Here is a 24,445-nt window from a genome sequence, read left to right on the forward strand (position 1 = left end):
ACGCGTGAGATTAACTCACGCGTTTAATATCTGCTCCGAGTGCAGATAATTTTTTCTCAATCGCTTCATAACCACGATCGATATGATAAATCCGTTCGACGACTGTCTCGCCCTGAGCAACTAAACCGGCAATCACCAAGGATGCTGAAGCGCGTAAGTCAGTACACATCACATGTGCACCCGTTAGCTGTTTCACGCCTTTAGAAATCGCGGTGTTACCTTCTAACTCAATGTTTGCACCCATACGGCGCAGCTCTGGTACGTGCATGAAGCGATTTTCAAAAATCGTTTCGCGTACCCAACCGGCGCCATCGGCGATGGCATTGAGCGCGCAGAACTGCGCTTGCATATCGGTCGGAAACGCCGGATGCGGTGCCGTTATAATATTAACCGGTCGTGGCCGCTCCGCTGCCTGAATTCGAATCCAATCATCACCCTTCGTTATGGTGGCGCCAGCTTCGGTTAATTTTTTCATCACGGCATCTAACATGCTTGGATCGGTGTTGCGACACGTTACATCACCCCCGGTTGCCAGCGCTGCAACTAAAAATGTGCCGGTCTCGATGCGATCGGGTTGAACACGATAAGTACCGCCATGAAGTTTTTCTTTTCCATACACCGTAATTGTATCGGTACCAGCACCACGAACATCGGCACCCATACTGTTCAAGAAGTTGGCTAAGTCTTCCACTTCAGGTTCACGCGCGGCGTTCTCGATTATCGTCACACCGTCAGCAAGGGTTGCTGCAGCCATGAGATTTTCGGTGCCCGTTACACTGACCATATCCATCAGAATCGTTGCACCGCGCAAACGACCATCTACTTTGGCATTGATATAACCGTTTTCGACGGTAATATCGGCTCCCATTTGGCGCAGACCTTCAATATGTAGATTGACTGGACGAGCGCCAATTGCGCAACCACCTGGCAATGAGACTTGTGCTTGGCCAAATTTCGCCAGTAACGGGCCCAATACTAAAATCGAAGCCCGCATTGTTTTCACGAGGTCATAGCTGGCCACATGATGGTTGATACCTTGTGGCTTGATCAGATAACTGTTCGGCCCCAGTGACTCGCTGGTCACCCCGAGCTCGCTTAGCAATTTCAAGCTGGTGCGCACATCTTGTAACGCCGGTACATTGTCCAATTGAACATCTTCAGATGGCAACAGAGCCGCCATCAGAATAGGAAGAGCTGCGTTTTTAGCACCAGAAATTACAACTTCGCCGTGGAGCGGGTTGCCGCCGCATATTACTAATTTTTGCATTGTTCCTCCTACCGCTTAGCTGAGCATCGCGAGTTTTTTCTCGCGTTGCCATTCGGTAGGGGTGTAGGTGCGAATTGACACAGCATGTAACTCACCGCTAGCGATTAGTTCTTTCAACGGTGCATACACAACCTGCTGCTTCTTAACCCGAGATAGTTCGGCGAAAATATCGCCAACCACCGTAATATTGGCGTGGCTACCATCAAGTTTCACCAAAACCTCTGTTACATCGAGTTCATCCAGCAAATGCTGCTGTATTGATTCTGCTGTCATCATATTCATTTAATCGCTTTATTTATTAGTGTGTTCATCAAGTTGCAGTAACGCCTGAACGCCACTCATTTGCACCATTGCGTGCAATTGCTTGCTGGCATGAGTAATCACAAGCTCACGTTGTTCGGCCAACAGCGCTCGCTTCGCTTCTAGTAACATTGCGACACCTGCGGAATCCACTTTAGTCACGTCCCGCAAGTTAAGAGTAAGTACTCGCTCACCACTAAGCCAGCTTTTGCGTTGTTTCCACAGTGCAGGAACTGTCATACGATCCAGCTCGCCGACGAGGACAATTTCATTTTGCTCGTTACGCTGCCATTCGCAACTTTTCATTAGTCAGCACCCACACCGTCATCATGCGGTTTTACCGATTCTTGGGCTTTTTCTCGCAATAGTGCGATTGTACCATCGATGCCATTGCTACGAATGACCGCGCTGATTTCAGCTTGCTTACTATTTAATAAGCTAACACCTTCGACCACTAAGTCGTAAGCTTTCCAAACATCATCGTTGTTGTCATAACGCATTTTGAAATCCATGCGCACCGGTGGACGACCGTTCTCAATTAAGCGGGTGTTCACAACAACCATTCGGCTCCCTTTCTCGAACCGACCTGAGTCACCGAACTCAATGGTATGCTTGGTTTCATCATATTGCGTAAACGCGCCAGCGTATGTTGTGATTAAGTAATCACGGAAAACGGTGTAAAATTCTTGGCGTTGCTCTTCAGTGGTTTCAGTTAAGTTACGTCCGAGCACACGCTTTGCCGCATATACGTAATCTACATACGGCATCATTTCTTCACGAATGACAACACGAATATGGTTAATGTCTTCGTCGATTAAGGCACGGTCTTGCTCGATACGTTCAATGGTTTTGTTCGCCAATTTTTCCAATAAAACGTATGGGTTTTCGTCACGAATTAACTCGGCGTGCGCCGCGCTACTTCCGGTGAACCCCACTACCGTAACCAATAGTGCTACCAACCACTTTTTCATACGTACTCCTTAATCGTTACCCTGACTAAATAGGAACTGCCCAATTAAGTCTTCCAACACAAGAGCTGATTTGGTGTCATAAATTTGATCACCGTCTTTCAACATCTCAACCGTGTCATCAATAAAACCAGGGTTCAATCCGATATATTGCTCACCTAATAAACCTGAAGTGAGAATTGAGACCGACGTCGTGTCAGAAAATTCACTATATTGCTTGCTGATCGTCATTTCGACTAACGGCTCATAGTAGTCGCCACTGAGTGAAATTTTGCTCACGCGGCCAACTACAACACCACCAACTTTGACCGGTGAACGCTCTTTTAGTCCACCAATGTTGTCAAACTTTGCATAAAGTTTATATGTTTCGCCATTCGTCACAGCACTCGTATTAGCTGCTTGTAAGCCCAAAAATAACAATGCCAGTACGCCAATAATGACAAAGAAACCGACTGCAAGTTGTGTATTTCTTGATTCCATAGCTTTTTATCCAAACATCAATGCTGTTAATACGAAGTCGAGGCCGAGTACCGCTAAAGATGCGGTAACAACGGTCGATGTTGTGGCGCGGCTAATACCAACCGAAGTCGGTGTGCAGCTGTAACCTTTGTGCAAGGCTATCCACGTCACTACAAATGCAAAAACTAAACTTTTGATAATTCCATTGACGATATCTTGGCCCCATTCTACGTTCGATTGCATGACCGACCAAAAAGCACCATCATCGACGCCTAACCAACGCACACCAACAAGATAGCCGCCATAAATACCTACTGCGGAAAACACGATGGCGAGAATCGGCATGCTATAAAAACCGGCCCAAAAACGCGGTGAAATCACACGTCTTAGTGGATCGACTCCCATCATCTCAAGGCTCGATAGTTGTTCAGTGGCCTTCATCAAACCAATTTCTGCGGTTAATGCAGAACCCGCTCGACCCGCGAATAACAATGCCGTTACGACTGGGCCCAGTTCGCGAAGCAGTGACAATGCGACCATTGGGCCAAGCGATTGCTCAGCACCAAAATCGACCAAAATAGTGTAACCCTGTAAGCCAAGAACCATGCCGATGAACAATCCGCTGACCACGATTATCAACAGCGACAGTACCCCCACCGAGTACATTTGTTGCATCAATAACGGCCACGATTTACGCAAATTCGGCTTACCGATCAAAGCTCGCATCAGCATGAAAAATGCCGCACCAGCGCCAGCAATTGTATCCAGTGTTGTGCGCCCTAAAGCAGCGACTCTATCGAGCATGGTTTCCCCCCAATAGTTCATCTTCCAGCGACGCTGCTGCATAATGGAATGGCACTGGGCCATCGGCTTCGCCATGCAAAAATTGATGAACGAGCGGATCGTCTGACGCTTCAAGTTGACTCGGCGTGCCGTGTCCAACCACCTTTTTATCCGCAATGATGTAGACGTAATCGGCGATGGTCATTACTTCAGCTACATCATGAGTTACTACAATGCTAGTAAGACCAAGCGACTGATTAAGCTCTTTAATAAGCTTCACAATAACGCCCATCGAGATTGGATCTTGTCCCGCAAATGGCTCGTCATACATAATCAATTCAGGATCAAGAGCGATTGCTCGAGCGAGTGCTGCGCGACGCGCCATCCCCCCTGACAATTCAGCTGGCATCAAATGTCGAGCTCCACGCAAACCCACGGCTTCTAATTTCAGCTTAACGATGGTTTCAATAATTTCTTCAGGTAAGTCGCTATGCTCGCGAATCGGAAACGCAATATTGTCGTAAACCGTCATATCGGTAAACAACGCACCACTTTGAAACAGCATACTCATTCGTTTACGCAGTTCGTATAAGTCAGAACGCCCTAGCGCATGAATATTCTCATTCGCGAATGTAATTGTTCCTTGCTGCGGTCGCAATTGTGCACCAATTAAGCGTAATAGGGTTGTTTTCCCGATACCACTTGGCCCCATCACCGCCGTGATTTTGCCTTTTGGAATCCGCATCGATAAACCGCGATAAACTTGGTGAGCGCCGAACCCATGCGCGAAGTCAATGTTGTCAATAACAACGAGTGCTTCATCCTCAGCGTGAGTTTGTGGCTGGTTGCTCGTCGAATTTTGAGCCGTCTGCATCGCCTTGATATCTCCCTTTTCGAGCCCGCTAGTGTACCAGATTTAGCGCTTTTGCTACAGGTGAAGGCGGTAAAAATTGTGACAAATCGTTAGTTTCTCTGCTTTTTACGTCTGCATTTCGCTTTTCGATCGGTTATTATTGCTATTAATAACACATCCCAGCAGATTGGGTCGGAGCACAACCAGATATGACAGATTCCAGTATACGCTCGTTTCGCGAGCTTGGTGAACGCGTTATCGATATCGAAACTGCCGCCGTTTCTGGCTTAAAACGGTTTCTTGATAACAATTTTGAGCACGCCTGTGAGCTGCTTTTAAATTGCCGTGGTCGGGTCATTGTTATCGGTATGGGTAAATCTGGACATATTGGCGGCAAGATTGCAGCGACACTGGCTTCAACCGGCACCCCTGCATTTTTTGTCCACCCTGGTGAAGCGAGCCACGGTGATCTCGGCATGATTACCGAGCATGACGTGGTATTAGGTATTTCTAATTCGGGTGAAACCGGAGAGCTACTAGCAATCGCCCCTCTCATTAAGCGTCGTGGCGTCAAACTGGTTAGTATGACCGGAAACCCAAAATCAACATTGGCCGAGCTCGCCGATGTGCACGTATGTATCGCTGTAGAGCAAGAAGCATGTCCGTTAGGGCTCGCCCCAACCTCTTCAACCACAGCAACATTAGTGATGGGAGATGCGCTTGCGGTGGCATTATTGAATGCCCGAGGTTTCACTGCCGACGATTTTGCGATGTCTCATCCAGGTGGTAGCCTAGGTCGCCGTTTACTCCTACATATTCACGATGTGATGCATAGCGGCGAACGTATGCCAATGGTTGCCGAACAAGCAACCATTTCTGAAGCTCTACTAGAAATGTCGCGTAAAGGTCTTGGAATGACTGGTATTGCGAATACCGAAGGTAAGTTAGCGGGCATCTTTACCGATGGCGATTTGCGTCGTATTCTCGACCAACGCATCGATCTTCATAGCACACCGATTGCCCAAGTCATGACGCGCAACCCTGTTACCATTCAACCGGATGTGCTTGCGGCGCAAGGGTTGAAGTTGATGGAAGATCGTAAAATTAATGGCCTGTTTGTCGTCGATAACCAAGGCATACCGCAGGGCGCGTTGAACATGCACGACCTATTGAAAGCAGGAGTCATGTAATGGCAATGATCAGCACGTGGTATGGCGATATTAACGCAACATTATTTGAGCGCTTGAAGCAAATCAAGCTCGTGGTTTGCGATGTGGATGGTGTATTTTCTGACGGTTGCATTTATCTTGGAAACCAAGGCGAAGAACTGAAAGCCTTTAACACTCGCGATGGCTTCGGCGTGAAAGCACTGCTCAATGCTGGCATTCAGGTTGCTGTAATCACGGGTCGGCGTTCAGCCATTGTTGAAAATCGTATGACCGCATTAGGCGTAAAGCATATTTACCAAGGCCAAGAAGATAAACTAAGCTGTTTTGAGCGACTACTTGTGACACTGGGTCTCGACGAAGCTCAAGTTGCGAGCATTGGCGATGATGTTCCCGATGTCGATATGCTTAAACGCAGTGGCATTGGTGTGTCAGTACAAGACGGTCATCCCTATGTGCAGCAGTCAGCTGATTATGTGACGGCGCAACGGGGCGGATATGGCGCGGTTCGAGAACTGAGTGATTTAATTTTGTTAGCGCAAGGGCGACTGCAGTTGCACGGGGGCGTCAGCCTGTGAATCGGAATATTCTGGTCGTTATCGGCATTATATTTCTCGCCGCTGCGGTACTTATTTGGCGTCCGTTTGATGATGGTGACGGTGCAGAAGAGCAACAAGGCTACCGAGAAATAAAACCAGATTTCACGGCTAAGGGTCTCATTGTTCGAGTCTACGGCGAGCAAGGTGAACTTGCGCACAAAATCGCGGCCGAACAAATGACTCACTATAGCCCCATTGGGCTAACAGAACTGATGGCGCCTACTTACATTGTTCAGTTGAATAATGGCGGCCCGATGTGGCAAGTTCAGGCTGAACAAGGTTCATTCTATGCGGATAAAACTCTCGTTTTAGAACGCAACATTGAAATGTTGAGCCTCTCGACAGAAGAGTTTATTGAACGGATTGAAACCAGTTACCTAACCATTGATACGCGCGAAGAAACCGTTGTCACAGATCAACCAGTTTTAATTATTGGCCGTGACTTTACGGCAAAAGGCGAAGGTCTGCGTGCCGATATGCGCGCTCAAACATTGGAAATGACGAAACATGTTGAAACGATTTATACCGGTCGTAGCACTCGTAGCAATTAATCTAGCGTACGTCGGTGATAGTGCGGCTCAAGGTCGAGAAGATTTTGATAAACCAATTCAAATTAATGCCGATCGTGACTCATTTGATGTCGCAAACAAAGTTGCCGTGTTCGAAAATAACGTGGTGATTCGTCAAGGTAGCTTGTCGATTCGCGCCGACCATCTTGAAGTTACGCGTCGTGATGACCAATCCGATGTTTTTACTGCCAAAGGGAGCCCAGCTATCTATGAGCAGATGCTTGATGATGGCTCACCTATTTCAGCGGAAGCAGACATAATTAGTTACGATCAAAACAAGCAATTATTAACGTTGTCTGGCAATGTTAAAGTCTCGCAAGATAATAGTGTGATTCAAGGTAGCGAGATTATTTACAACTTTGCGACGCAACAACTCACAGCCAATCGCGGTGAAAACGAAAGCGATCGTGTCACCACTATTTTTATGCCAAAGAAAAAGGGCGACAACCAGAATGAGCCGATTAATCGCTGAACACCTAGCGAAATCATACAATAAGCGACAAGTAGTGAAAGATGTGAGTTTGACCGTTGAATCCGGTCAGATTATCGGCTTGCTTGGCCCCAACGGTGCTGGCAAAACCACCACGTTTTATATGATTGTTGGCTTGGTCAATAATGATAAAGGCCGCATCCTGATTGATGATGACGATATTTCATTACTACCAATGCACGAACGAGCGCGACGCGGAATCGGCTACCTCCCGCAGGAGTCGTCAATTTTCAGGAAACTCACGGTTCGCGACAATATTATGGCAATATTGGAAACGCGAAAGGATCTTGATGCCAATGGTCGTGAAGAACGCTTAGATGGCCTGCTGGAAGAATTTCATATTGGGCACATTGCGAATAGTCTTGGCATGAGCTTATCGGGTGGTGAACGTCGCCGCGTAGAGATTGCTCGCGCGCTAGCGGCCGATCCGGCATTTATTCTGCTTGATGAACCGTTCGCGGGCGTCGACCCAATTTCAGTATTAGACATTAAAAAAATTATTGAACATTTGAAGAATCGCGGCATTGGCGTTTTGATCACCGATCATAACGTTCGCGAAACCTTATCTGTTTGTGAAAATGCCTACATTGTTAGTCATGGTGAGTTGATTGCGACTGGTGACGCCCATACCATCTTAAATAATCAACAGGTTAAAGACGTGTATTTGGGTGAGCAATTCACCCTTTAGGTGGTGCAATGAAACAAGGCCTGCAGTTTAAATTCTCTCAGCAGCTGTCGATGACGCCGCAGCTGCAGCAGGCAATTAAACTTCTACAACTTTCGACGCTTGAACTGCAACAAGAGGTTCAACAAGCGCTCGGAGAAAACCCGTTATTGGAATTAGAACAAGCTGAGGCTGAAGGCGAAACGGCCATTACCGACGATGATGATCTTTGGGATAGTCCTTGTTCTGCGGCACTAGGTCAGTCCAGCTCGAGCTTTGATGGCGAAGACTCAGTGTTTGAAGGGGCCTCAGGCACAACTTTGCAAGACCATTTAATTTGGCAAATGCAACTCTCTCATTTTTCGGCTATCGATGAAGCAATTGCCCTCGCCATCATTGATGCCATTGACGATAGTGGTTACTTGGCGGTTTCTCTGGAAGAAGTTGTAACCGCCGTAAATCGTCAAACCGATGAACCTGTTGAACTCGATGAAGCGGCTGTCGTATTAAAACGCATCCAACATTTTGACCCCATTGGGGTTGGTGCTCGTGATGTCGGCGAATGTCTCACCTTACAACTCCAACAATTGCCCCATGATACGCCGTGGCGTAACGAAGCGTTAGCAACTGTGCGTGAGCATTTGGCTTTGCTTGGATCACGCGATTACCGAACTTTAGCACGTCGATTGCGTTTAAATGAAGACGACCTCGCTGCTGTAATTGACCTCATTCAACACCTTCAGCCGCGGCCTGGCGAAGCGTTTAACAATAGCGACGATGACTACGTTATTCCCGATGTTTTGGTGCGCAAGAAAAATAATCGCTGGATGGTTGAGCTAAATCCAGAAAGTGTGCCTAAACTTAAAGTGAACGAAAGTTACATGAAGTTATGCCAAGGAACGCGCCAAACCGACGACATGCAATACATACGCCAACAAACACAAGAAGCGAAATGGTTTATCCGCAGCCTTGAAAGCCGCAACGAAACGCTGCTGAAGGTCGCGAATGCTATTGTATTGCGTCAACAAGGATTCTTTGAACACGGTGAAGAAGCAATGAAACCAATGGTGTTAGCGGATATTGCAAGCGCTGTTGAGATGCATGAATCAACTATTTCTCGAGTAACCACGCAAAAGTATATGCATTCACCGCGTGGTGTGTTTGAATTGAAGTACTTCTTCTCAAGTCAGCTCGGTACTGATACTGGAGGGGAAGCTTCATCAACGGCCATTCGGGCGTTGTTGAAAAAGCTAGTTGCTGCGGAAAATCCGAAAAAGCCGCTGAGTGACAGTAAACTAACTGAACTCCTCGCGGAACAAGGTATCCAAGTAGCTAGACGGACCATTGCGAAGTATCGAGAGGCGCTCAATATTCCGCCCTCGAGTCAACGCAAACGTCTTATCTGAATCTTGGACAACAGAAGGAAGATGTTATGCAAATTAATCTGACTGGTCATCACGTAGAAATCACTGACGCATTACGCGAGTACGTCGATAGCAAATTTAGTAAACTCGAGCGACATTTTGACCACATAAACAACGTCCATGTCATTTTAAATGTTGAAAAGTTGACGCAAAAAGCGGAAGCTACGCTGCATTTGAATGGCGGCGAAATTTTCGCAGATTCAGAGCACCAAGATATGTATGCCGCCATAGACGGGTTGATCGACAAACTCGATCGGCAGGTTATTAAACATAAAGAAAAGATGAAACGTCACTAAATCATGGATTTATCCACCTTGTTAAGCCCCGACTGCACACGCTGTGCAGTCGACGGCTCAAGTAAAAAGAAAGTACTTGAGCTCATTGGTCAAATGGCCGCCCCTCGTCTGTCTGGCACCACCAGCTTCGATGTTTTTGAGAGCCTGCTTAATCGCGAGCGGCTTGGTAGCACCGGTATTGGGATGGGCGTTGCGATACCTCATGGCAGGTTAGCAAGCGCCAACAAACCGGTTGCAATATTGATTACTCTGTCAACACCTATCGATTTTGATGCGATAGACAATCAACCGGTGGATATCATTTTTGCTTTGCTGGTTCCTGAAGATCAGCACGAACAACATTTACAAACACTCGCGTCAGTGGCGCAGCGATTAAATGATAAAAATTGCACGCGGGCTTTACGTGATGCCCATAGCGATCAAGAATTATACGACCTGTTCACGGGTTAAGTAGATAACGACATGCAACTGATTATTGTCACAGGCCGATCAGGCTCAGGGAAAACTATTGCGCTGAGAGTTCTTGAAGATCTCGGCTATTACTGTGTCGATAATTTACCAATCACATTAATGCCCACATTGGTGCATGCGGTGATTGATCAATACGATAAAGTTGCTGTCAGTGTTGATGTTCGAAACCTTCCTGCGGACCAAAGCGAACTGACCGAAGCGCTCGATTTTTTGCCGAGCAAAGTTAAGCCTGAGATTCTCTACATCGATTCATCAGAAGCGATTTTGCTCCGCCGCTTTGGCGAAACGCGTCGATTACACCCGTTATCGCAGAAGGAAATGCCTCTCGCCGATGCGTTAGCAGCAGAAGCGGCCATGCTCGAGCCTTTAGCGGAGCGTGCGACATGGCGAATTGATAGTAGTGATCTCAGTGTTCACCAACTTAGCGAACAGGTTTCCGAACGTGTGCTTGGCAAAGCGGCTTCTCGATTAATTGTTGTATTCCAGTCATTTGGCTACAAATATGGTCTACCGCCCGATTTAGATTATGCCTTCGATGCGCGAATATTACCAAATCCTCACTGGGTTCCTGAGCTCAAACCGTTAACCGGCAACGATCCGGCGGTACAACATTTTTTTGAGCAACAACCGCTCGTGACGAAGTTCATCCATCAATTGGAAGTATTTTTTGAAACTTGGTTACCACATTTCCAACGTAGTAACCGAAGCTACTTAACTATTGGTATCGGTTGCACCGGTGGCCAGCACCGCTCAGTGTACATCGCCGAAAAACTTGCTAAGCGATTCACTGAACAACCATTCAAGGTTCAAGTACGGCACCGTGAATCCAGCCGTCATAAAAAGCCTTGAACCGAATTTCCCAAGGGCTACACCATGACTGATGTTATTCGTCGTACCGTGACCATTCGCAATAAGCTCGGTCTCCATGCTCGAGCAGCAACCAAACTCGCCAAACTCACTCATGAATTTGATGCGCAGGTATCTATTGTACAAGGTGAACAACACGTCGATGCCTCTAGTGTCATGTGTCTACTGTTGCTAGCGAGTGGTCAAGGACGCGAAATTGACATCGTTGCCGAAGGTAAAGACGCCAGTCAAGCAGTTGATGCTATTGCAAACTTAATTGAATCTCGCTTTGATGAAGAGCAATGATGCGGTAAACTTCTCATATCACTGAGGGTTTATTGTATGCTAGCTGAAGTTGCCGACAAAGAATTTGCCGAACAACGTATTCAGGAAGTTTCTGAATCGTTAGCTCGTGGCATGTACGTGCAAGCGCGTCGGCAACTGCACAACCTCCCAGCATGGGACGTTGCTCTATTACTCGAATCCTCTCCTCCAAAAGCCCGTGCCATTATTTGGCAACTCGTCGATGCTGACGAGCATGGTGATATTCTTGAAGAACTTTCAGAAGAAGTTCAAAAGTCCGTCATTCGGCAAATGGCGCCAGAGAAATTGGCAGCTGCAACCGAAGGCATGGATACCGATGACCTTGCTTACGTGTTACGTGGCCTGCCGGAGCAAATTTATCAAGAAGTTCTAAAATCGATGGACGAGCAAGATCGTCATCGAGCCGAACAAGCCCTGTCATACGCCGACGAAACCGCTGGCGGTATGATGAATACCGACACTATCACCCTGCGTCCAGACGTTACCATCGACGTGGTACTGCGTTACCTGCGTCTAAAAGGTGAATTACCGGAAGCCACTGATAAACTCTATGTGGTCGACCGCGACGACAAATTTATCGGTGAGATTGGCATTACTCGCTTGCTTACCGTTGATCCAACCAAGCTCGTTAGCGATGTGATGGATCAAGATATCCAAGGTATTCCCGTCGAAATGGACGAAACCGAAGTCGCGAAGCTTTTCGAACGCCAAGACTGGATCTCAGCACCCGTCGTTGACGATGAAAATCGACTACTCGGTCGTATCACCATCGATGACGTGGTCGATATTATTCGTGAAGATGCTCAGCACTCCATGCTAAGTATGGCCGGTTTAGACGACGATGAAGATACCTTTGCACCTGTTCTTAAAAGTACGCGTCGCCGCAGTATCTGGTTAGGCGTCAACCTGATCACTGCGTTATTGGCTGCAGCGGTAAGCTCCATGTTTGAAGATATTTTGGCGCAAATGGCAATCTTGGCCATTTTGAACACCATTGTACCAAGTATGGGCGGTATCGCTGGCTCGCAAACACTGACCTTGGTCATTCGCGGTATGGCTCTTGGTCATATCGGTCAAAGCAACCAACGTTGGTTGATTGGTAAAGAGCTGGCTATTGGTGCACTCAATGGTGTCATCTGGGCAATTCTAGTTGCCGGTGTCGTTGCGTTATGGAAACAAGATTTGGTGATCGGCGGTATCATCGCGTTCGCCATGATGGCCAACTTATTAGCGGCCGGTTTGGCTGGCGTCACTGTTCCGCTTATTTTGAAAAAGTTTGATATCGACCCTGCACTGGCTGGCGGTGTGATTCTGACTACTGTCACCGATGTGGTCGGTATCTTTGCCTTCCTTGGCACAGCAACGTTATTGCTGGGTTAAACGCCAGCAATTCGCATTTCTTCGAGTAAAACTGAACCAGTACGAACGCCATGACGTGCGTCTACGTCACCTGCAATGGCGACAATATTCGCCAACATATCCTTTAAGTTGCCAGCTATTGTGATCTCTTCGACTGGATATTGGATTTCACCATTCTCAACCCAGAAACCGGCTGCACCGCGAGAATAATCGCCATTCACGATATTCACACCCTGCCCCATCAGTTCAGTGACCAATAAGCCCGTGCCCATTTTTTTGCATAATGCTGCCAAGTTTTCTACCTGGTGATTAACTTCCCAAGTGTGAATACCACCAGCGTGACCGGTAGGCTTCATACCAAGTTTACGCGCCGAGTAACTCGTCAATAAATAGGTTTGCAATACACCATCTTTGATAATGTCACGGTCATGCGTCGCCAAACCTTCATGATCAAACGGGCTACTCGCCAAGGCACCACGTAAATGCGGCCGCTCCTGCACAGTTAACCAACTTGGTAGAATTTGTTTACCCAAATGATCCACCAAAAAGCTCGATTTACGGTACAAACTGCCGCCGCTAATTCCTGCCACTAAATGCCCAAATAAGCTGTTCGCAACATCAGCGCGGAAAATTACCGGTACTTTTGCGGTTGCAATTTTGCGAGCATCTAGACGCGACACCGTACTCTGCACGGCATCTTCTGCTACCTGATGAGGCGTCCATAAATCGTCACGATGACGCGCCACGGTATAGCTATAGTCGCGTTGCATAGCCTCACCGCTTTTGGCAATGAGCGAGCAACTCAAACTATGCCGCGATTGCAAGTATCCAGCCACAAATCCATGACTATTGCCATACACGCGATAGCCAACATGACTGCTATATCCGGCACCATCTGAATTCACAATTCGAGGGTCGAGTTGCAGCGCATGTTGCTCGCACGCGAGTGCTTGATCTAAGGCAAATTCAGCACTTTGATCCGCCGGGTGACACAAGTCCAAATCCGGAATTTCGGTCGCCATTAACTCAGCTGGAGCTAACCCCGCGTAAGGGTCTTCCGAGGTATAGCGAGCAATATCATTGGCCTTTTCCACCGCTGCACGAATCGCCTTGGCGGTCAAATCTGTAGTCGAAGAAGAGCCTTTTTGCTGACCTCGAAATACGGTAATGCCCAGCGCCCCATCCTGATTGAATTCAACCGTCTCAACTTCACCCAATCGCGTTGCAACATTAATGCCACTGCTGCGGCTCATTGCACACTCAGCCGCACTCACGCCAAGCTGTGTGGCGTAGTTGATTGCGTCAGCTACAGCTTGTTTCACTTCGTGCAGTTCTGTTTGAAGTTCATTCATATCCGGAATCATTAGATCTCCTTTAAAAACCTTTGAAAGCGTTATTCGTTGTTCGTTATTCGTGAGTTTATCTCGCTCGAGAGTACGAATACGAATTTGCACACTTTTCGTTGGGCGTGTTTTGTTTTTTCGTTTTGTCTTTTTCGAATAACGAATAACGAACAACGAACAACGCTTTTGTATTTATACGCTGTGTTCGGGTACAATTCGCTCGAAACCACAGAGGCATCCCATGAGCGAATTTGAGCACGACGACGATATCGTCAGTAAATCTGAATTAAAACGCGCCGCTGAAGCGCAACAACAGCTTGGCGAAACCCTTGTTAGCCTAGCTGAAGGCAAACTAGCAAAAATTCCTCTCGATGAAGAGCTACGTGATGCTATTCATCTTGCACAGCGTATTCGCAACACGCGCGAAGGCTATCGTCGCCAGTTGCAACTTATCGGTAAAATGATGCGCAACCGAGATACTGGTCCTATCGAGCAGGCATTAGCCGAACTTGAGCATTCACACCATGAGCAAAATGCGTTGTTTCATCAACTTGAGAAACATCGTGATGCTATTTTGGCGAATGGCGACGAGGCCATTCAGCAGTTCATTGATGCCTACCCGCACGCCGATCGTCAGAAGTTGCGTCAGCTCTATCGCCAAGCGAACAAACAAGCTGAACAAAATAAGCCGCCTGCGGCAAAACGCGAACTGTTTAAATATTTACGTGAAGTGGCAACCGTTTAATCGGTGCCACCAACGGTCATTGCGTCTAATTTCAATGTTGGTTGTCCAACACCAACAGGTACGCTTTGACCGTCTTTTCCACACACACCAACACCTTGATCTAGCGCTAAATCATGCCCAACCATGGATACCTGACGCATGGCTTCAGGGCCATTACCAATTAGGGTTGCACCTTTAACTGGGGCGGTAATTTTACCATCCTCAATTAAATAAGCCTCAGATGCTGAGAAGACGAATTTGCCAGAAGTGATATCAACTTGACCACCGGCAAAATGCGGTGCATAAATGCCGCGCTTCACACTACGAATAATTTCTTCTGGATCATGTTCACCAGCCAACATATACGTAGTGGTCATCCGAGGCATCGGCAAATGGGCGTAACTCTCACGACGGCCATTACCGGTTGGATTCACGCCCATTAAGCGCGCGTTCATTTTGTCTTGCATGTAGCCGACTAAACGACCTTTCTCAATCAGCACGTTATAACCTGCTTCCGTGCCTTCATCGTCGATTGCCAAAGAACCACGGCGGTCTTGTAACGTGCCATCATCAACAATTGTGCACAATTCCGAGGCGACCATTTCGCCGATCTTGCCGGCATACGCTGAGGCACCTTTACGGTTAAAATCACCTTCAAGGCCATGGCCAACTGCCTCATGTAACAACACGCCCGGCCAGCCGGCGCCTAATACAACAGGCATTGTTCCGGCTGGTGCTGGACGCGCCTCCAAATTAACCAGCGCTTGGCGAACGGCTTCATCCGCATAAGCTTTCCAGCGCGGCGTTGCGTCAACTTGGGCAGTGAAATAATGGTAATCAACCCGAGCTCCGCCGCCGGCACTACCGCGCTCTCGACGGCCATTATGTTCAACCAGCACAGTGCAGTTTACTCGTACTAACGGACGAATATCCGTCGCAAAAGTGCCATCAGTAGCAGCGACAAGAATTTCATCGTAACTCCCACTGATGCTGGCAATGACTTCAACAACGCGTGAGTCAAGACTTCGAGCATAAGCGTCGATTTCGCGGAGTAACTCGATTTTCGCTTGTTCGTTTAAACTGGCTAGCGGATTTACCGCAGGGTATCGCAATCCAACAGTTGACCGTGAGAACGCGTTCACCTGTTTATTATCACCAGCTAAGCTAATACCTCGAGCGGCTGCAGCGGCTTTTTGAAGGGCTTGCGGCGATATATCATCTGCATATGCAAAGCCAGTTTTTTCACCGTGTACTGCGCGTACTCCCAGACCAGCCTCGATATGGAAGCTCCCTTCTTTCACAATGCCATCTTCTAAAACCCAAGATTCATTGACGCTGCTCTGTAAATAGATGTCGGCAAAATCGATGGCGCCCGTGTAGAGCGTCGCGAGCGATTGCTGCAGTTTATCACTGTCTAAATCGTATTGATGAAGCAGGTTATGCTCAACGTTCTGTGCTTGCATGTAAAACCTTTTTACTACGGTTGAAGTGTTCCGCTACTGGGATATCTTGGCGGATCTTGTGTAAGCTTGCGGTATCAACCAAGGCTGTTGCAATACTTGGTTGCATGGTTTCTGTTTCAGCTAATATGCGGCCCCAGCCATCAATTACAAGGGCGTGACCATAGGTTTGACGGCCATTATCGTGCTCACCGGCTTGTGCCGAGGCAACGACAAAACATTGCTGTTCAATGGCGCGAGCGCGCGTCAAAACATGCCAATGCGCCTGCCCTGTCACTTGGGTAAATGCTGAGGGCAATACCAAAATGTCGGCGCCAGCTGTTCTTAACGCACGAAACAGCTCTGCAAAGCGCACATCATAACATACCGCTAACCCCAATGTGCCGAACTCAGTTGGAACGGTTACCACAGCATCACCCGCATCAGTCCAATTGGATTCACGATAACTTTTGGTGTTATCCGCAACATCAACATCAAACAAATGCATTTTATTGTAGCGAGCAACGCATGCACCTTGCGGATTAAATACTAAACTTGCGGCGCTGAATTTCTTATCTTCTGGAGAGTCGATTAGCGGAATAGTGCCACCAACTAGCCAGATATTGTAACGTTTAGCTAACTCGGCGAGACCTTGTTGCATGGGACCATCGCCAGGAAGCTCGGCGAGCTCTCGTTGCCGCTTGTCGCCGGCCCCAAAACATAAGCTTGCTTCAGGCAATACCACGAGTTGCGGACGAAAATCAGGTAGCGTTTTTAGCTGCTGCTCAATTTCCTGTAGGTTCTGTTGCGGATGCGGGCTGCTCGTCATTTGCAGCGCCGTCAGTTGAACTTGGCTGTTGTTCAGATTCTGGTTCATTTTGCACCTCCGGTGGAATTGGCGCATCGCGGCTATCTCGCGCGATCTCTTCGATTAGAGGCTCGTCCATTGTCCCTGAAATTTTATATTCGAGACGGCTAATGACTTTCGCATCATGCAACATTCGATCAATGACCAAAGCAGCGAGTCCTGATGGTGGATTAATCATCCACGCTAAAATAACCGGTAAGCTCGAAGTGACCTTTGGTACAAATTGCAGATCATAATCCAGCGTGCGCGTCATCAGGTTGGTTTGCCCTTTAACCTCCATGTCGCCTGCTGCGCCATTAAGCTGCGTGTTTTCGGTAGAGACAATTCCGTTAACGATATTAAAGTCACCACTGAAATTGGTGTAGAACAAGCCATTGGCGAAAACATCACGAAAATCGAAACGAAGTTTTCGCAAAATACTATCGAGACTCAAAAGTGAGAACAATCGAGCGCCACGATCACTCACCTCATTCAGATATCCTTGACCCAGTCTCCAATTTACCGTGCCATTGAGTGAAGTTGCTTGTATCTGTTGTGGCGCCCCCAAATAACTCAAATCAAAAGCGATAGTTGCATTACTATCGCGAACCATTGATGTGAACTCATAATTCTCCAAAAACTCGCCAAAATCTGGTGAGGTAAACTCCCCAAAAATGCGCGTTTGCGGATGCTGCGTTTCTGTTTCCAGCGCCCATGTGCCACTCGCCTTCAGTGTATGGTTGCGATGTTGTGCATTGAAATCAACCAACTCGAGTAACTTATCTTCACCACGCAAGTGAAGACTCACTTCACCCAAATCATAGATATCATAACGGCAACGCTTGCAGGTCAGGTAGATATCAGGCAGTTTCGCGAAGCTTCGAGGCAAACTAATTTCTTCGAAAGGTGATGTCTCATCGATCACTTCTTTCGGTCGTTTACCATGCAACTCAATAAACTCGGCATCGAATACGAGCTGAGAACGAGATCTCTCGCTGTTGGCTGTTGCCAATCGCCACTCGACATCCGTGATGACTTGTTGCGAATCGATTCTTGCGCGCCAACGATCCTGCTCCGGCCAGCCAACAACCGTCACGTCATTAAGTAACAAGTCACCATAACTCAGTTGTGGACTGATCAGTTGAACGTAATCAGGACGCAATAGCTGCGCTAGCTCGCTTTCACCTGAGCCTTCAGGGAGAAAGCTTTGCAAATGATGATATTTCTCAAGCCAAACCGCTACATCACTTGGCGGCATATTTGCTTCAACGGTAAAGGTTGGATTGAGCCGCAAAACGTTCGGATTGGGTGCCCGCGTTAATACCCTTCCAATTCTTGCGTAACCTGACTGCAAAACTTCCGCGCCACCATCGAATTGCAATTCGAGCATCATTTTTTCACCGAGCTCAGCATTTACCAAAATACTGTCTTCGCTTCCCGATACACTCAGTTCTAGCTGTTCCGATTCATCTGCAGCTTTTGATAACGGCGCCGGCACGTTTATTGCGACAGGTTGTAAATCGGCAGTTTGCTGCCAGCGGAACGAATAGCCGCCGTCCTTTGGTAAACTTAAGTTGAAGTCTGCCTGCCACGGCATTTCCCCGGCCGTAAGCGGGGCAAATTCGTCGAGTTCCCACGTGCCGCTGGCATCTACTTCAACAAAATAATCATCTTCGCGCTGCGCGCTGTTTAACGTTGCTTGAAGTGGGAAGCCCCGCCAGGTCATGATGAGATCTTGCGCATCGATAACATCATTTCGAAAGTTCACACGCCCATGTACATTACGAAAGTTCTCGTTTAAACCTCGAACATACATCGTCACATCGTCCAGTTGCGCATATCCCTGTGCGACAACGTCAGCTGAATTCACCAGCGGAATAGTTAACTCTAATTCGCTCGCTATTGGACCACTTAACTGAAGTTCGCTAAACGTGGCGCCCAAAGAGTTGGCCAATGGACTTTCATCAAAGATAGGTTTTAGCTCATTGGCGTTACCGGAAATCGTAGCCGAGATATCTAAGCGAGCTTGTTCACGTGCTAATAAATCCGGTAACACGACATCCGCTTGAGCAATGGCAATATTGCCTAGTAAGCCATCAGTGGCAGTAATATGCATCCGTTCGTTACGAAAGTTAACCACCGCGGTTGCGTCATAAATTGGTCGCCAATTTGGTTGAAATTTATAATTCAACTCGGTAATACGAGCTCGTGCTTCGAATAACCCTTGATTATCGTGATACGGAAAGTGCTCAACAGCACCGCGCCAAACCATCGCTAAATCTTGCGCTTGACCGTCTTGAAGGGCAACACTCAAGTAATCATGTAAATTGTCACCCATCACCACGGGTAAATGACGGCGTAATACCTCAGCATCAATAGGTTGCTGATTCAAGCTCTTCGCTACGGCGTCAACGTGTACGGATCTTTCACTCGGGGTCAGCGTTGCCGCAAGGCCTATTTCTAGACCATCCAAGTGCAATTCACTTTGTGGGGCAACACGTAACTGCCAATCACCATCCTCGAACCATAGAAACTGTCCAGATAAAGCCACTTTCGATAATGGCCAAGGATCATCGTAGTCTAAAGCACGGCTGATAAATGACGCATTTTCACCATCTAACTGCCAGTGCAACTGATTATCAATGCCCCGCAGGCGCAAATTCACGTTACTTAAGCCTGGCACACCGGCAAACTGTCCCCAACTTAAGGCCTCGCCCCGTGCGAACCAGCGAGCGCCGTCATCGATATCACTCTCGTAAACGACATCGATAAGACCTTGTGTATCGCGTTCTGCAAATTGTTCACTTACTTGCGCCCCTTGGCTACCGAACAAATTGAGTAATTCAAGCATCGGCGATAATGGTAAATCATCGACGCTGACGGCGGTGGTGGTTGGTGCTCCCAACTAAATGTTGGCAACGTCCAACTGCGTTGATTATGTTCAATAGTAAGCGGGTTGGAATTGACGCGCCAGCCGTTACGGTACGGGCGTAACTTTAATTCTCCGCCTGGAATGCGTAATTGATGTTGCTGCTGATCCACTTCCCAAATCAGCGCTTGTTCACCCAGTTGCAACAGACCATCGGTAAACTGATTCTGTTTAAAATTGAGCCATAAATTGTAGTTAAAAGCAGCCTTCTTAATTTCTGTGTCGATAATTTGCTGTTGTACCCAAGGCGTAATATCTAACTGGTTGGCAGCCACGTATACTTGACCACTTAGCGCTCTCGTGTCCGAACCTTGCACATCGATGATAATATCGAGTGTATTATCGGATACCGTCGAAAACGCCAGCTTACCAACACCTTGGTGCCGCTGTTGTTGATTAACCCAGCGTAATTCGGTGATTTCGATTGCTCGGGTCACCCCAACTAAATTGACTAACTCAAGCGTACTGTCGGCGACTTGAATATAATCGAGTTGATGGAGTAACAAATTAGTTAAATTGGGCGACAATCTAAATTCGCTGTCGGTACTACCACCATAACTATCTCGCAAGTCGTAATGGAGGCGCATCGCATCGAGTTGAACGCGTTCAAATTGAATACTTAACGAGCGCGCGCTCGCCCAAAAATCAATCAACACTCGCGCTTCGTCAATTTCAACACGCGTTGCCTTGTTGGCATCGGGGCGCACCACCAGTTCATGCAATATCAACTCTGGCCCGCTTCGCCCCCAATCCGCACTAATCTGCGACAACGACACTTCAGTCGCATAATTACTAGCAAGGAATGTTTCAACTTGTTGTGTTACATCGGGGAGTTGCGGTAACAGATAGCGCAGCCCACTAATGAGCAGCGCAAAGAGCACCAAAGCTATTGCTACAGTGTATATTAGAGTACGGTAGACAAACCCGAACGCCTTACCCGCCATAATTACATCATTACCACATCAAACTGCTCTTGGTTGTACAACGGCTCCACGAGCACTTTGACTTGCTTGCCAATAAAAACCTCGAGCTCTGCCAAGGCATGCGACTCTTCATTTAAGAGCATGTCCGCTACGGCTGTTGAGGCATAAACCATAAAGTGGTCGGCTGCATAGGCGCGGTTGACTCGAACAATTTCGCGCATCACTTCGTAACACACCGTTTCAACCGTCTTCATTGAGCCACGTCCACCACATACCGGACACTCTGAGCATAGTACATGCTCTAGGCTTTCGCGGGTGCGCTTACGCGTCATTTCCACCAAGCCAAGCGATGTAAAACCGTTTATCGAGGTTTTGGCACGGTCTTTCCCGAGCGCCTGTTCCAAACTATGCAGCACACGGCGACGGTGATCGGCATTTTGCATATCAATAAAATCGATAATGATAATACCGCCCAAGTTGCGTAAACGTAGTTGGCGAGCAATTGCTTGAGTCGCTTCAATATTGGTATTGAAAATAGTTTCTTCGAGGTTGCGATGACCGACAAAGCCGCCAGTGTTGATATCAATCGTCGTCATCGCTTCGGTTTGGTCGATAATTATCGAGCCGCCTGACTTCAATTCCACCTTTCGGTCGAGCGCCCGCTGAACTTCATTCTCGACATCAAACAAGTCGAAAATCGGCCGCTCCCCCGCATAATATTCCAACGCATTGCTTAACTCTGGAATAAATTCTTTCACAAATTCACTCAACAAGTCGAAGGTGACGCGCGAATCGACCCGAATTCGTTCAATTTGCTCACCGACGAAATCTCTCAGGATTCGACACGAGAGATTGAGATCTTCGTATACCAAACCGATATTGCGCATGCCTTTACGACGCTTTTGAATGGTATCCCACAGGCGTCGTAAAAACTTGGCATCACGCTGCAATTCATCGTCGCTCGCGCCTTCAGCTGCGGTGCGAACAATAAACCCACCCTCGTCATCGCAATAGGGCATCGCCGCTTGCTTCAGTCGGTTCCGTTCTTTTTCATCTTCAATGCGTTGTGAAATACCCACATGTGGTGATTGCGGCATCAGTACCATGTAGCGAGAAGGAATCGTAATATCAGTAGTTAACCGAGCGCCTTTAGTACCGAGTGGGTCTTTGACTACTTGCACTAATATTTTTTGGCCAGGACGCACCAATTGCGCAATATCTGCAGCAGGCATGGTACCCCGAGCAATTCCCTCAGCTTGTTCAAGTTGCGTGACGATATCTGACGCATGTAAAAATGCCGCTTTATCTAAACCAATATCAATAAATGCCGCTTGCATGCCAGGCAGCACACGTGACACTTTTCCGACATAAATATTGCCGACTAAGCCACGCTTCGCTTGGCGCTCGATATGAATTTCTTGCAAAATACCGTTTTCAATCAGCGCAACGCGAGTTTCGGTGGGCGTGACGTTCATTAAAATTTCTGCACTCATACGCGCCCCTCAATGGTTTGAATAAGATGTTCCGTTTCATACATCGGTAAACCAACTACGGCAAAATAACTGCCGTTAAGATGTGTCACGAATTTTGATGCACGCCCTTGGATACCATAACCACCGGCTTTATCTTGCGGCTCACCTGATTGCCAATAGTGGTCGATGTCCTCGTCGCTAAGCTCTTTAAAAGTGACCTCAGCTTGGCTGATTACCACTTTTTCCTTGGCGCCTAGCACCGCAGCAACGGCGGTGATTGCAAAATGGCTGCGCCCCGATAAGCGTCTCATCATGGCAACAAAGTGCTCGAAATTGCGCGGCTTCTCGAGAACCTCGTCGTCACAAACGACAATCGTGTCAGCGCCCAACACAAGGCTGTTCGGCTGCGCTAGTTTAGCCCCAGCACGCGCCTTCGTTAGCGCTAAACGTTGCACATAACTCGTTGCCGACTCATTCGCAGCGCGTTCTTCTGGTACATTTGGTATCACCACTGAAAACGGTCTGTCGAGTAGTTTAAGTAACTCTTGGCGACGCGGAGAGCCCGAAGCTAATACAAGTTCATTAGCGAACAAGGTAATGCCTCCGGTATTTCCGCAAAATTAAGTATACCCACGGCCAGGCGATAGCTGACGAAAGTACCGGATATAAATAAGCAAAATTGAAAACTGCATCGTTGAGCACGTGCTCAAGCTCGTAAACGATAACCCGCTTCACGAGGATTAAAACCGCCACCACGAATGCTTGTTGGGTAAAGGAATAATTGCGAATACGTTGAAAATGACGAATTGCTGGATAAGCCATAATCAATAAGGCGGTTGCATAAATGCCAAAAACCGAGCCCATGAGAATATCAGCAATCAGCCCAAGCACGAGCACTGTGCCCATACCGACACGGTGTGGTAGCGCCATCACCCAGTAAATAATGACCAAGCTGAGCCAATCTGGCCGCCATGCTTCAAGAAACGTTGGCATTGGCATAACCATCAAAACCAAAGCAACAAGATAACTGACAAGAAGCGGTAATAAACCGGATTTAATCCACATTATCAGCCCCCTTCGTATCGTCGTAAACCGGTTGCTCCGTTGCACTAGGCGGCCAAAGGAGTAACACCGTACGAATACGATCGAGTTGTGCAAAAGGTCGCGCTGTAACGCGGGCATACTGTAGCCGCTCATTACGGTCAATCTGGGTAATTTCGGCAACGGGGTAGCCTTCTGGATAAACACCACCAAGCCCCGATGACATTAATTTGTCACCCACTTCAAGTTCACTTGAATGTGGAATAAACATTAATTCCAGACGTTGCAAATCGCCGGTGCCTCGCGCTAACACGCGAATGTCGTTGCGCTCTGCTCGCAATGGCAACGCATGGCTCTGATCGGAAATCAGTAAAACACGAGCGGTGCCGCGCCCGACACTCATCACCTGACCCAAAATACCGCGATTATCCAGTACCGGTTGACCTTCATAAACGCCGTTGACACTACCTTTATTGATCACAACTTGGTGTGAAAATGGGTCGGTTGCTACGGCGACAACTTCCGCCGCCATGCGTCGACTTGCTTGGCGAATATCTGAACCTAATAATTGACGTAGTCTGTCATTCTCATTTTCTAAGAAGTTGAGTCGCTGCACGGCCATTTGCAATTCTTGCAGCTCTTGTTTTAAGGCTTTGTTTTCTTCGCGCAATGTGGTGCGAGTTGTGGATAAGTAAACCAAGCGATCGAGCACTTGCTCAGGTAACACGGCAAGATATTGAACGGGAGCAACAAGGGTCGATAAAAACGAACGCACCGGCTGCATGGTGTTCAGCCGGTGGTCGAGAAACATCAACGTACCGGCGCATAATAGCGCCAATACGAGTCGTGTAAGAAGGGTTGGCCCTCGTTCAAAAAGCGACTTCATAAT

28 protein-coding genes are annotated in these 24,445 nt (G+C 47.8%); 12 read left to right on the top strand and 16 right to left on the bottom strand.

Annotated features, from left to right (window positions below; translation table 11 throughout):
- Positions 1–10: 10 nt before the first annotated feature.
- Genes murA through CWI76_RS06585 form a run of 7 tightly spaced genes read right to left on the bottom strand, consistent with a single transcriptional unit; the run spans position 11 to position 4,651 of the window.
- Positions 11–1,267: a UDP-N-acetylglucosamine 1-carboxyvinyltransferase gene (murA, locus tag CWI76_RS06555; protein ID WP_126759552.1), complete on the bottom strand. Its 1,257-nt coding sequence runs from the start codon at positions 1,265–1,267 to the stop codon at positions 11–13.
- Positions 1,268–1,282: 15 nt separating this feature from the next.
- Positions 1,283–1,549: a BolA family protein gene (locus tag CWI76_RS06560; protein ID WP_338068857.1), complete on the bottom strand. Its 267-nt coding sequence runs from the start codon at positions 1,547–1,549 to the stop codon at positions 1,283–1,285.
- Positions 1,550–1,558: 9 nt separating this feature from the next.
- Entirely contained in the window at positions 1,559–1,873 is a 315-nt protein-coding gene (locus CWI76_RS06565) for an STAS domain-containing protein (RefSeq protein WP_126759553.1), read from the bottom strand.
- The gene (locus tag CWI76_RS06570; RefSeq protein ID WP_126759554.1) at positions 1,873–2,538 is read right to left on the bottom strand and encodes an MlaC/ttg2D family ABC transporter substrate-binding protein; all 666 of its coding nucleotides are present in this window, start codon (positions 2,536–2,538) and stop codon (positions 1,873–1,875) included. Before CWI76_RS06570 ends, CWI76_RS06565 begins: the two co-directional genes overlap by 1 nt.
- A 9-nt stretch (positions 2,539–2,547) precedes the next feature.
- Entirely contained in the window at positions 2,548–3,015 is a 468-nt protein-coding gene (gene mlaD, locus CWI76_RS06575; protein WP_126759555.1) for an outer membrane lipid asymmetry maintenance protein MlaD, read from the bottom strand.
- A gap of 6 nt (positions 3,016–3,021) precedes the next feature.
- Positions 3,022–3,798, bottom strand: coding sequence for a lipid asymmetry maintenance ABC transporter permease subunit MlaE (gene mlaE / locus CWI76_RS06580; protein WP_126759918.1), 777 nt, complete (start codon positions 3,796–3,798; stop codon positions 3,022–3,024).
- The gene (locus CWI76_RS06585; RefSeq protein ID WP_126759556.1) at positions 3,788–4,651 is read right to left on the bottom strand and encodes an ATP-binding cassette domain-containing protein; all 864 of its coding nucleotides are present in this window, start codon (positions 4,649–4,651) and stop codon (positions 3,788–3,790) included. Before CWI76_RS06585 ends, mlaE begins: the two co-directional genes overlap by 11 nt.
- 188 nt (positions 4,652–4,839) lie before the next feature.
- Between CWI76_RS06585 and CWI76_RS06590 the strand changes: the two genes are divergently transcribed.
- Genes CWI76_RS06590 through mgtE form a run of 11 tightly spaced genes read left to right on the top strand, consistent with a single transcriptional unit; the run spans position 4,840 to position 12,859 of the window.
- Positions 4,840–5,820, top strand: coding sequence for a KpsF/GutQ family sugar-phosphate isomerase (locus CWI76_RS06590; RefSeq protein WP_126759557.1), 981 nt, complete (start codon positions 4,840–4,842; stop codon positions 5,818–5,820).
- 5 nt (positions 5,821–5,825) lie between these two features.
- Positions 5,826–6,374 (top strand): 3-deoxy-manno-octulosonate-8-phosphatase KdsC, encoded by a 549-nt coding sequence (kdsC, locus tag CWI76_RS06595; protein ID WP_198678593.1) that lies wholly within the window; start codon positions 5,826–5,828, stop codon positions 6,372–6,374.
- Positions 6,371–6,946 carry an LPS export ABC transporter periplasmic protein LptC gene (gene lptC, locus CWI76_RS06600; RefSeq protein WP_126759559.1) on the top strand — a complete coding sequence of 192 codons (576 nt, stop codon included), beginning with the start codon at positions 6,371–6,373 and terminating at the stop codon, positions 6,944–6,946. The genes kdsC and lptC overlap by 4 nt, the downstream gene beginning before the upstream one ends.
- Complete coding sequence (gene lptA, locus CWI76_RS06605) at positions 6,903–7,436, top strand: lipopolysaccharide transport periplasmic protein LptA (RefSeq protein ID WP_126759560.1); 534 nt, start codon at positions 6,903–6,905, stop codon at positions 7,434–7,436. The genes lptC and lptA overlap by 44 nt, the downstream gene beginning before the upstream one ends.
- Positions 7,417–8,142 carry an LPS export ABC transporter ATP-binding protein gene (lptB, locus tag CWI76_RS06610; protein WP_126759561.1) on the top strand — a complete coding sequence of 242 codons (726 nt, stop codon included), beginning with the start codon at positions 7,417–7,419 and terminating at the stop codon, positions 8,140–8,142. The genes lptA and lptB overlap by 20 nt, the downstream gene beginning before the upstream one ends.
- 8 nt (positions 8,143–8,150) lie before the next feature.
- Entirely contained in the window at positions 8,151–9,524 is a 1,374-nt protein-coding gene (locus CWI76_RS06615) for an RNA polymerase factor sigma-54 (protein WP_126759562.1), read from the top strand.
- A gap of 26 nt (positions 9,525–9,550) precedes the next feature.
- Positions 9,551–9,838, top strand: coding sequence for a ribosome hibernation promoting factor (hpf, locus tag CWI76_RS06620; RefSeq protein ID WP_092856647.1), 288 nt, complete (start codon positions 9,551–9,553; stop codon positions 9,836–9,838).
- Between the two features lie 3 nt (positions 9,839–9,841).
- Positions 9,842–10,288, top strand: coding sequence for a PTS IIA-like nitrogen regulatory protein PtsN (gene ptsN, locus CWI76_RS06625; RefSeq protein ID WP_126759563.1), 447 nt, complete (start codon positions 9,842–9,844; stop codon positions 10,286–10,288).
- Between the two features lie 12 nt (positions 10,289–10,300).
- Positions 10,301–11,158 (top strand): RNase adapter RapZ, encoded by an 858-nt coding sequence (gene rapZ, locus CWI76_RS06630; protein ID WP_126759564.1) that lies wholly within the window; start codon positions 10,301–10,303, stop codon positions 11,156–11,158.
- 24 nt (positions 11,159–11,182) lie between these two features.
- A complete protein-coding gene (locus tag CWI76_RS06635; protein ID WP_126759565.1) occupies positions 11,183–11,461 on the top strand; it encodes an HPr family phosphocarrier protein in 279 nt (92 codons plus the stop codon).
- A 36-nt stretch (positions 11,462–11,497) separates the two neighbouring features.
- On the top strand, positions 11,498–12,859 hold the full coding sequence (mgtE, locus tag CWI76_RS06640) for a magnesium transporter (RefSeq protein WP_126759566.1): 1,362 nt from the start codon (positions 11,498–11,500) through the stop codon (positions 12,857–12,859).
- On the opposite strand, the gene pmbA is transcribed toward mgtE, so the two are convergent.
- Complete coding sequence (pmbA, locus tag CWI76_RS06645; protein WP_126759567.1) at positions 12,856–14,202, bottom strand: metalloprotease PmbA; 1,347 nt, start codon at positions 14,200–14,202, stop codon at positions 12,856–12,858. The two genes, mgtE and pmbA, sit on opposite strands and share 4 nt — an antisense overlap.
- Before the next feature lie 220 nt (positions 14,203–14,422).
- Between pmbA and yjgA the strand changes: the two genes are divergently transcribed.
- The gene (yjgA, locus tag CWI76_RS06650; protein ID WP_126759568.1) at positions 14,423–14,926 is read left to right on the top strand and encodes a ribosome biogenesis factor YjgA; all 504 of its coding nucleotides are present in this window, start codon (positions 14,423–14,425) and stop codon (positions 14,924–14,926) included.
- Here yjgA and tldD read toward each other — a convergent pair.
- From tldD to mreC, 8 genes are read right to left on the bottom strand one after another with little or no spacing between them, the layout of a single operon-like run.
- Positions 14,923–16,368 carry a metalloprotease TldD gene (gene tldD, locus CWI76_RS06655; RefSeq protein WP_126759569.1) on the bottom strand — a complete coding sequence of 482 codons (1,446 nt, stop codon included), beginning with the start codon at positions 16,366–16,368 and terminating at the stop codon, positions 14,923–14,925. The two genes, yjgA and tldD, sit on opposite strands and share 4 nt — an antisense overlap.
- Entirely contained in the window at positions 16,349–17,221 is an 873-nt protein-coding gene (locus CWI76_RS06660; protein WP_241967979.1) for a carbon-nitrogen hydrolase family protein, read from the bottom strand. Before CWI76_RS06660 ends, tldD begins: the two co-directional genes overlap by 20 nt.
- Positions 17,130–20,096 carry a YhdP family protein gene (locus CWI76_RS06665; protein ID WP_157980814.1) on the bottom strand — a complete coding sequence of 989 codons (2,967 nt, stop codon included), beginning with the start codon at positions 20,094–20,096 and terminating at the stop codon, positions 17,130–17,132. The genes CWI76_RS06660 and CWI76_RS06665 overlap by 92 nt, the downstream gene beginning before the upstream one ends.
- Positions 19,997–21,064, bottom strand: coding sequence for a YhdP family protein (locus CWI76_RS06670; RefSeq protein ID WP_126759571.1), 1,068 nt, complete (start codon positions 21,062–21,064; stop codon positions 19,997–19,999). The genes CWI76_RS06665 and CWI76_RS06670 overlap by 100 nt, the downstream gene beginning before the upstream one ends.
- A gap of 2 nt (positions 21,065–21,066) precedes the next feature.
- Entirely contained in the window at positions 21,067–22,536 is a 1,470-nt protein-coding gene (gene rng / locus CWI76_RS06675) for a ribonuclease G (RefSeq protein WP_126759572.1), read from the bottom strand.
- The gene (locus CWI76_RS06680; RefSeq protein WP_126759573.1) at positions 22,533–23,108 is read right to left on the bottom strand and encodes a Maf family protein; all 576 of its coding nucleotides are present in this window, start codon (positions 23,106–23,108) and stop codon (positions 22,533–22,535) included. Before CWI76_RS06680 ends, rng begins: the two co-directional genes overlap by 4 nt.
- The gene (gene mreD / locus CWI76_RS06685) at positions 23,098–23,580 is read right to left on the bottom strand and encodes a rod shape-determining protein MreD (RefSeq protein WP_241967980.1); all 483 of its coding nucleotides are present in this window, start codon (positions 23,578–23,580) and stop codon (positions 23,098–23,100) included. The genes CWI76_RS06680 and mreD overlap by 11 nt, the downstream gene beginning before the upstream one ends.
- Entirely contained in the window at positions 23,570–24,442 is an 873-nt protein-coding gene (gene mreC, locus CWI76_RS06690) for a rod shape-determining protein MreC (RefSeq protein WP_126759574.1), read from the bottom strand. Before mreC ends, mreD begins: the two co-directional genes overlap by 11 nt.
- Positions 24,443–24,445 lie beyond the last annotated feature (3 nt).

This window comes from Pseudidiomarina marina, from assembly GCF_003987045.1.
GTDB classification, from domain to species: domain Bacteria; phylum Pseudomonadota; class Gammaproteobacteria; order Enterobacterales; family Alteromonadaceae; genus Pseudidiomarina; species Pseudidiomarina marina.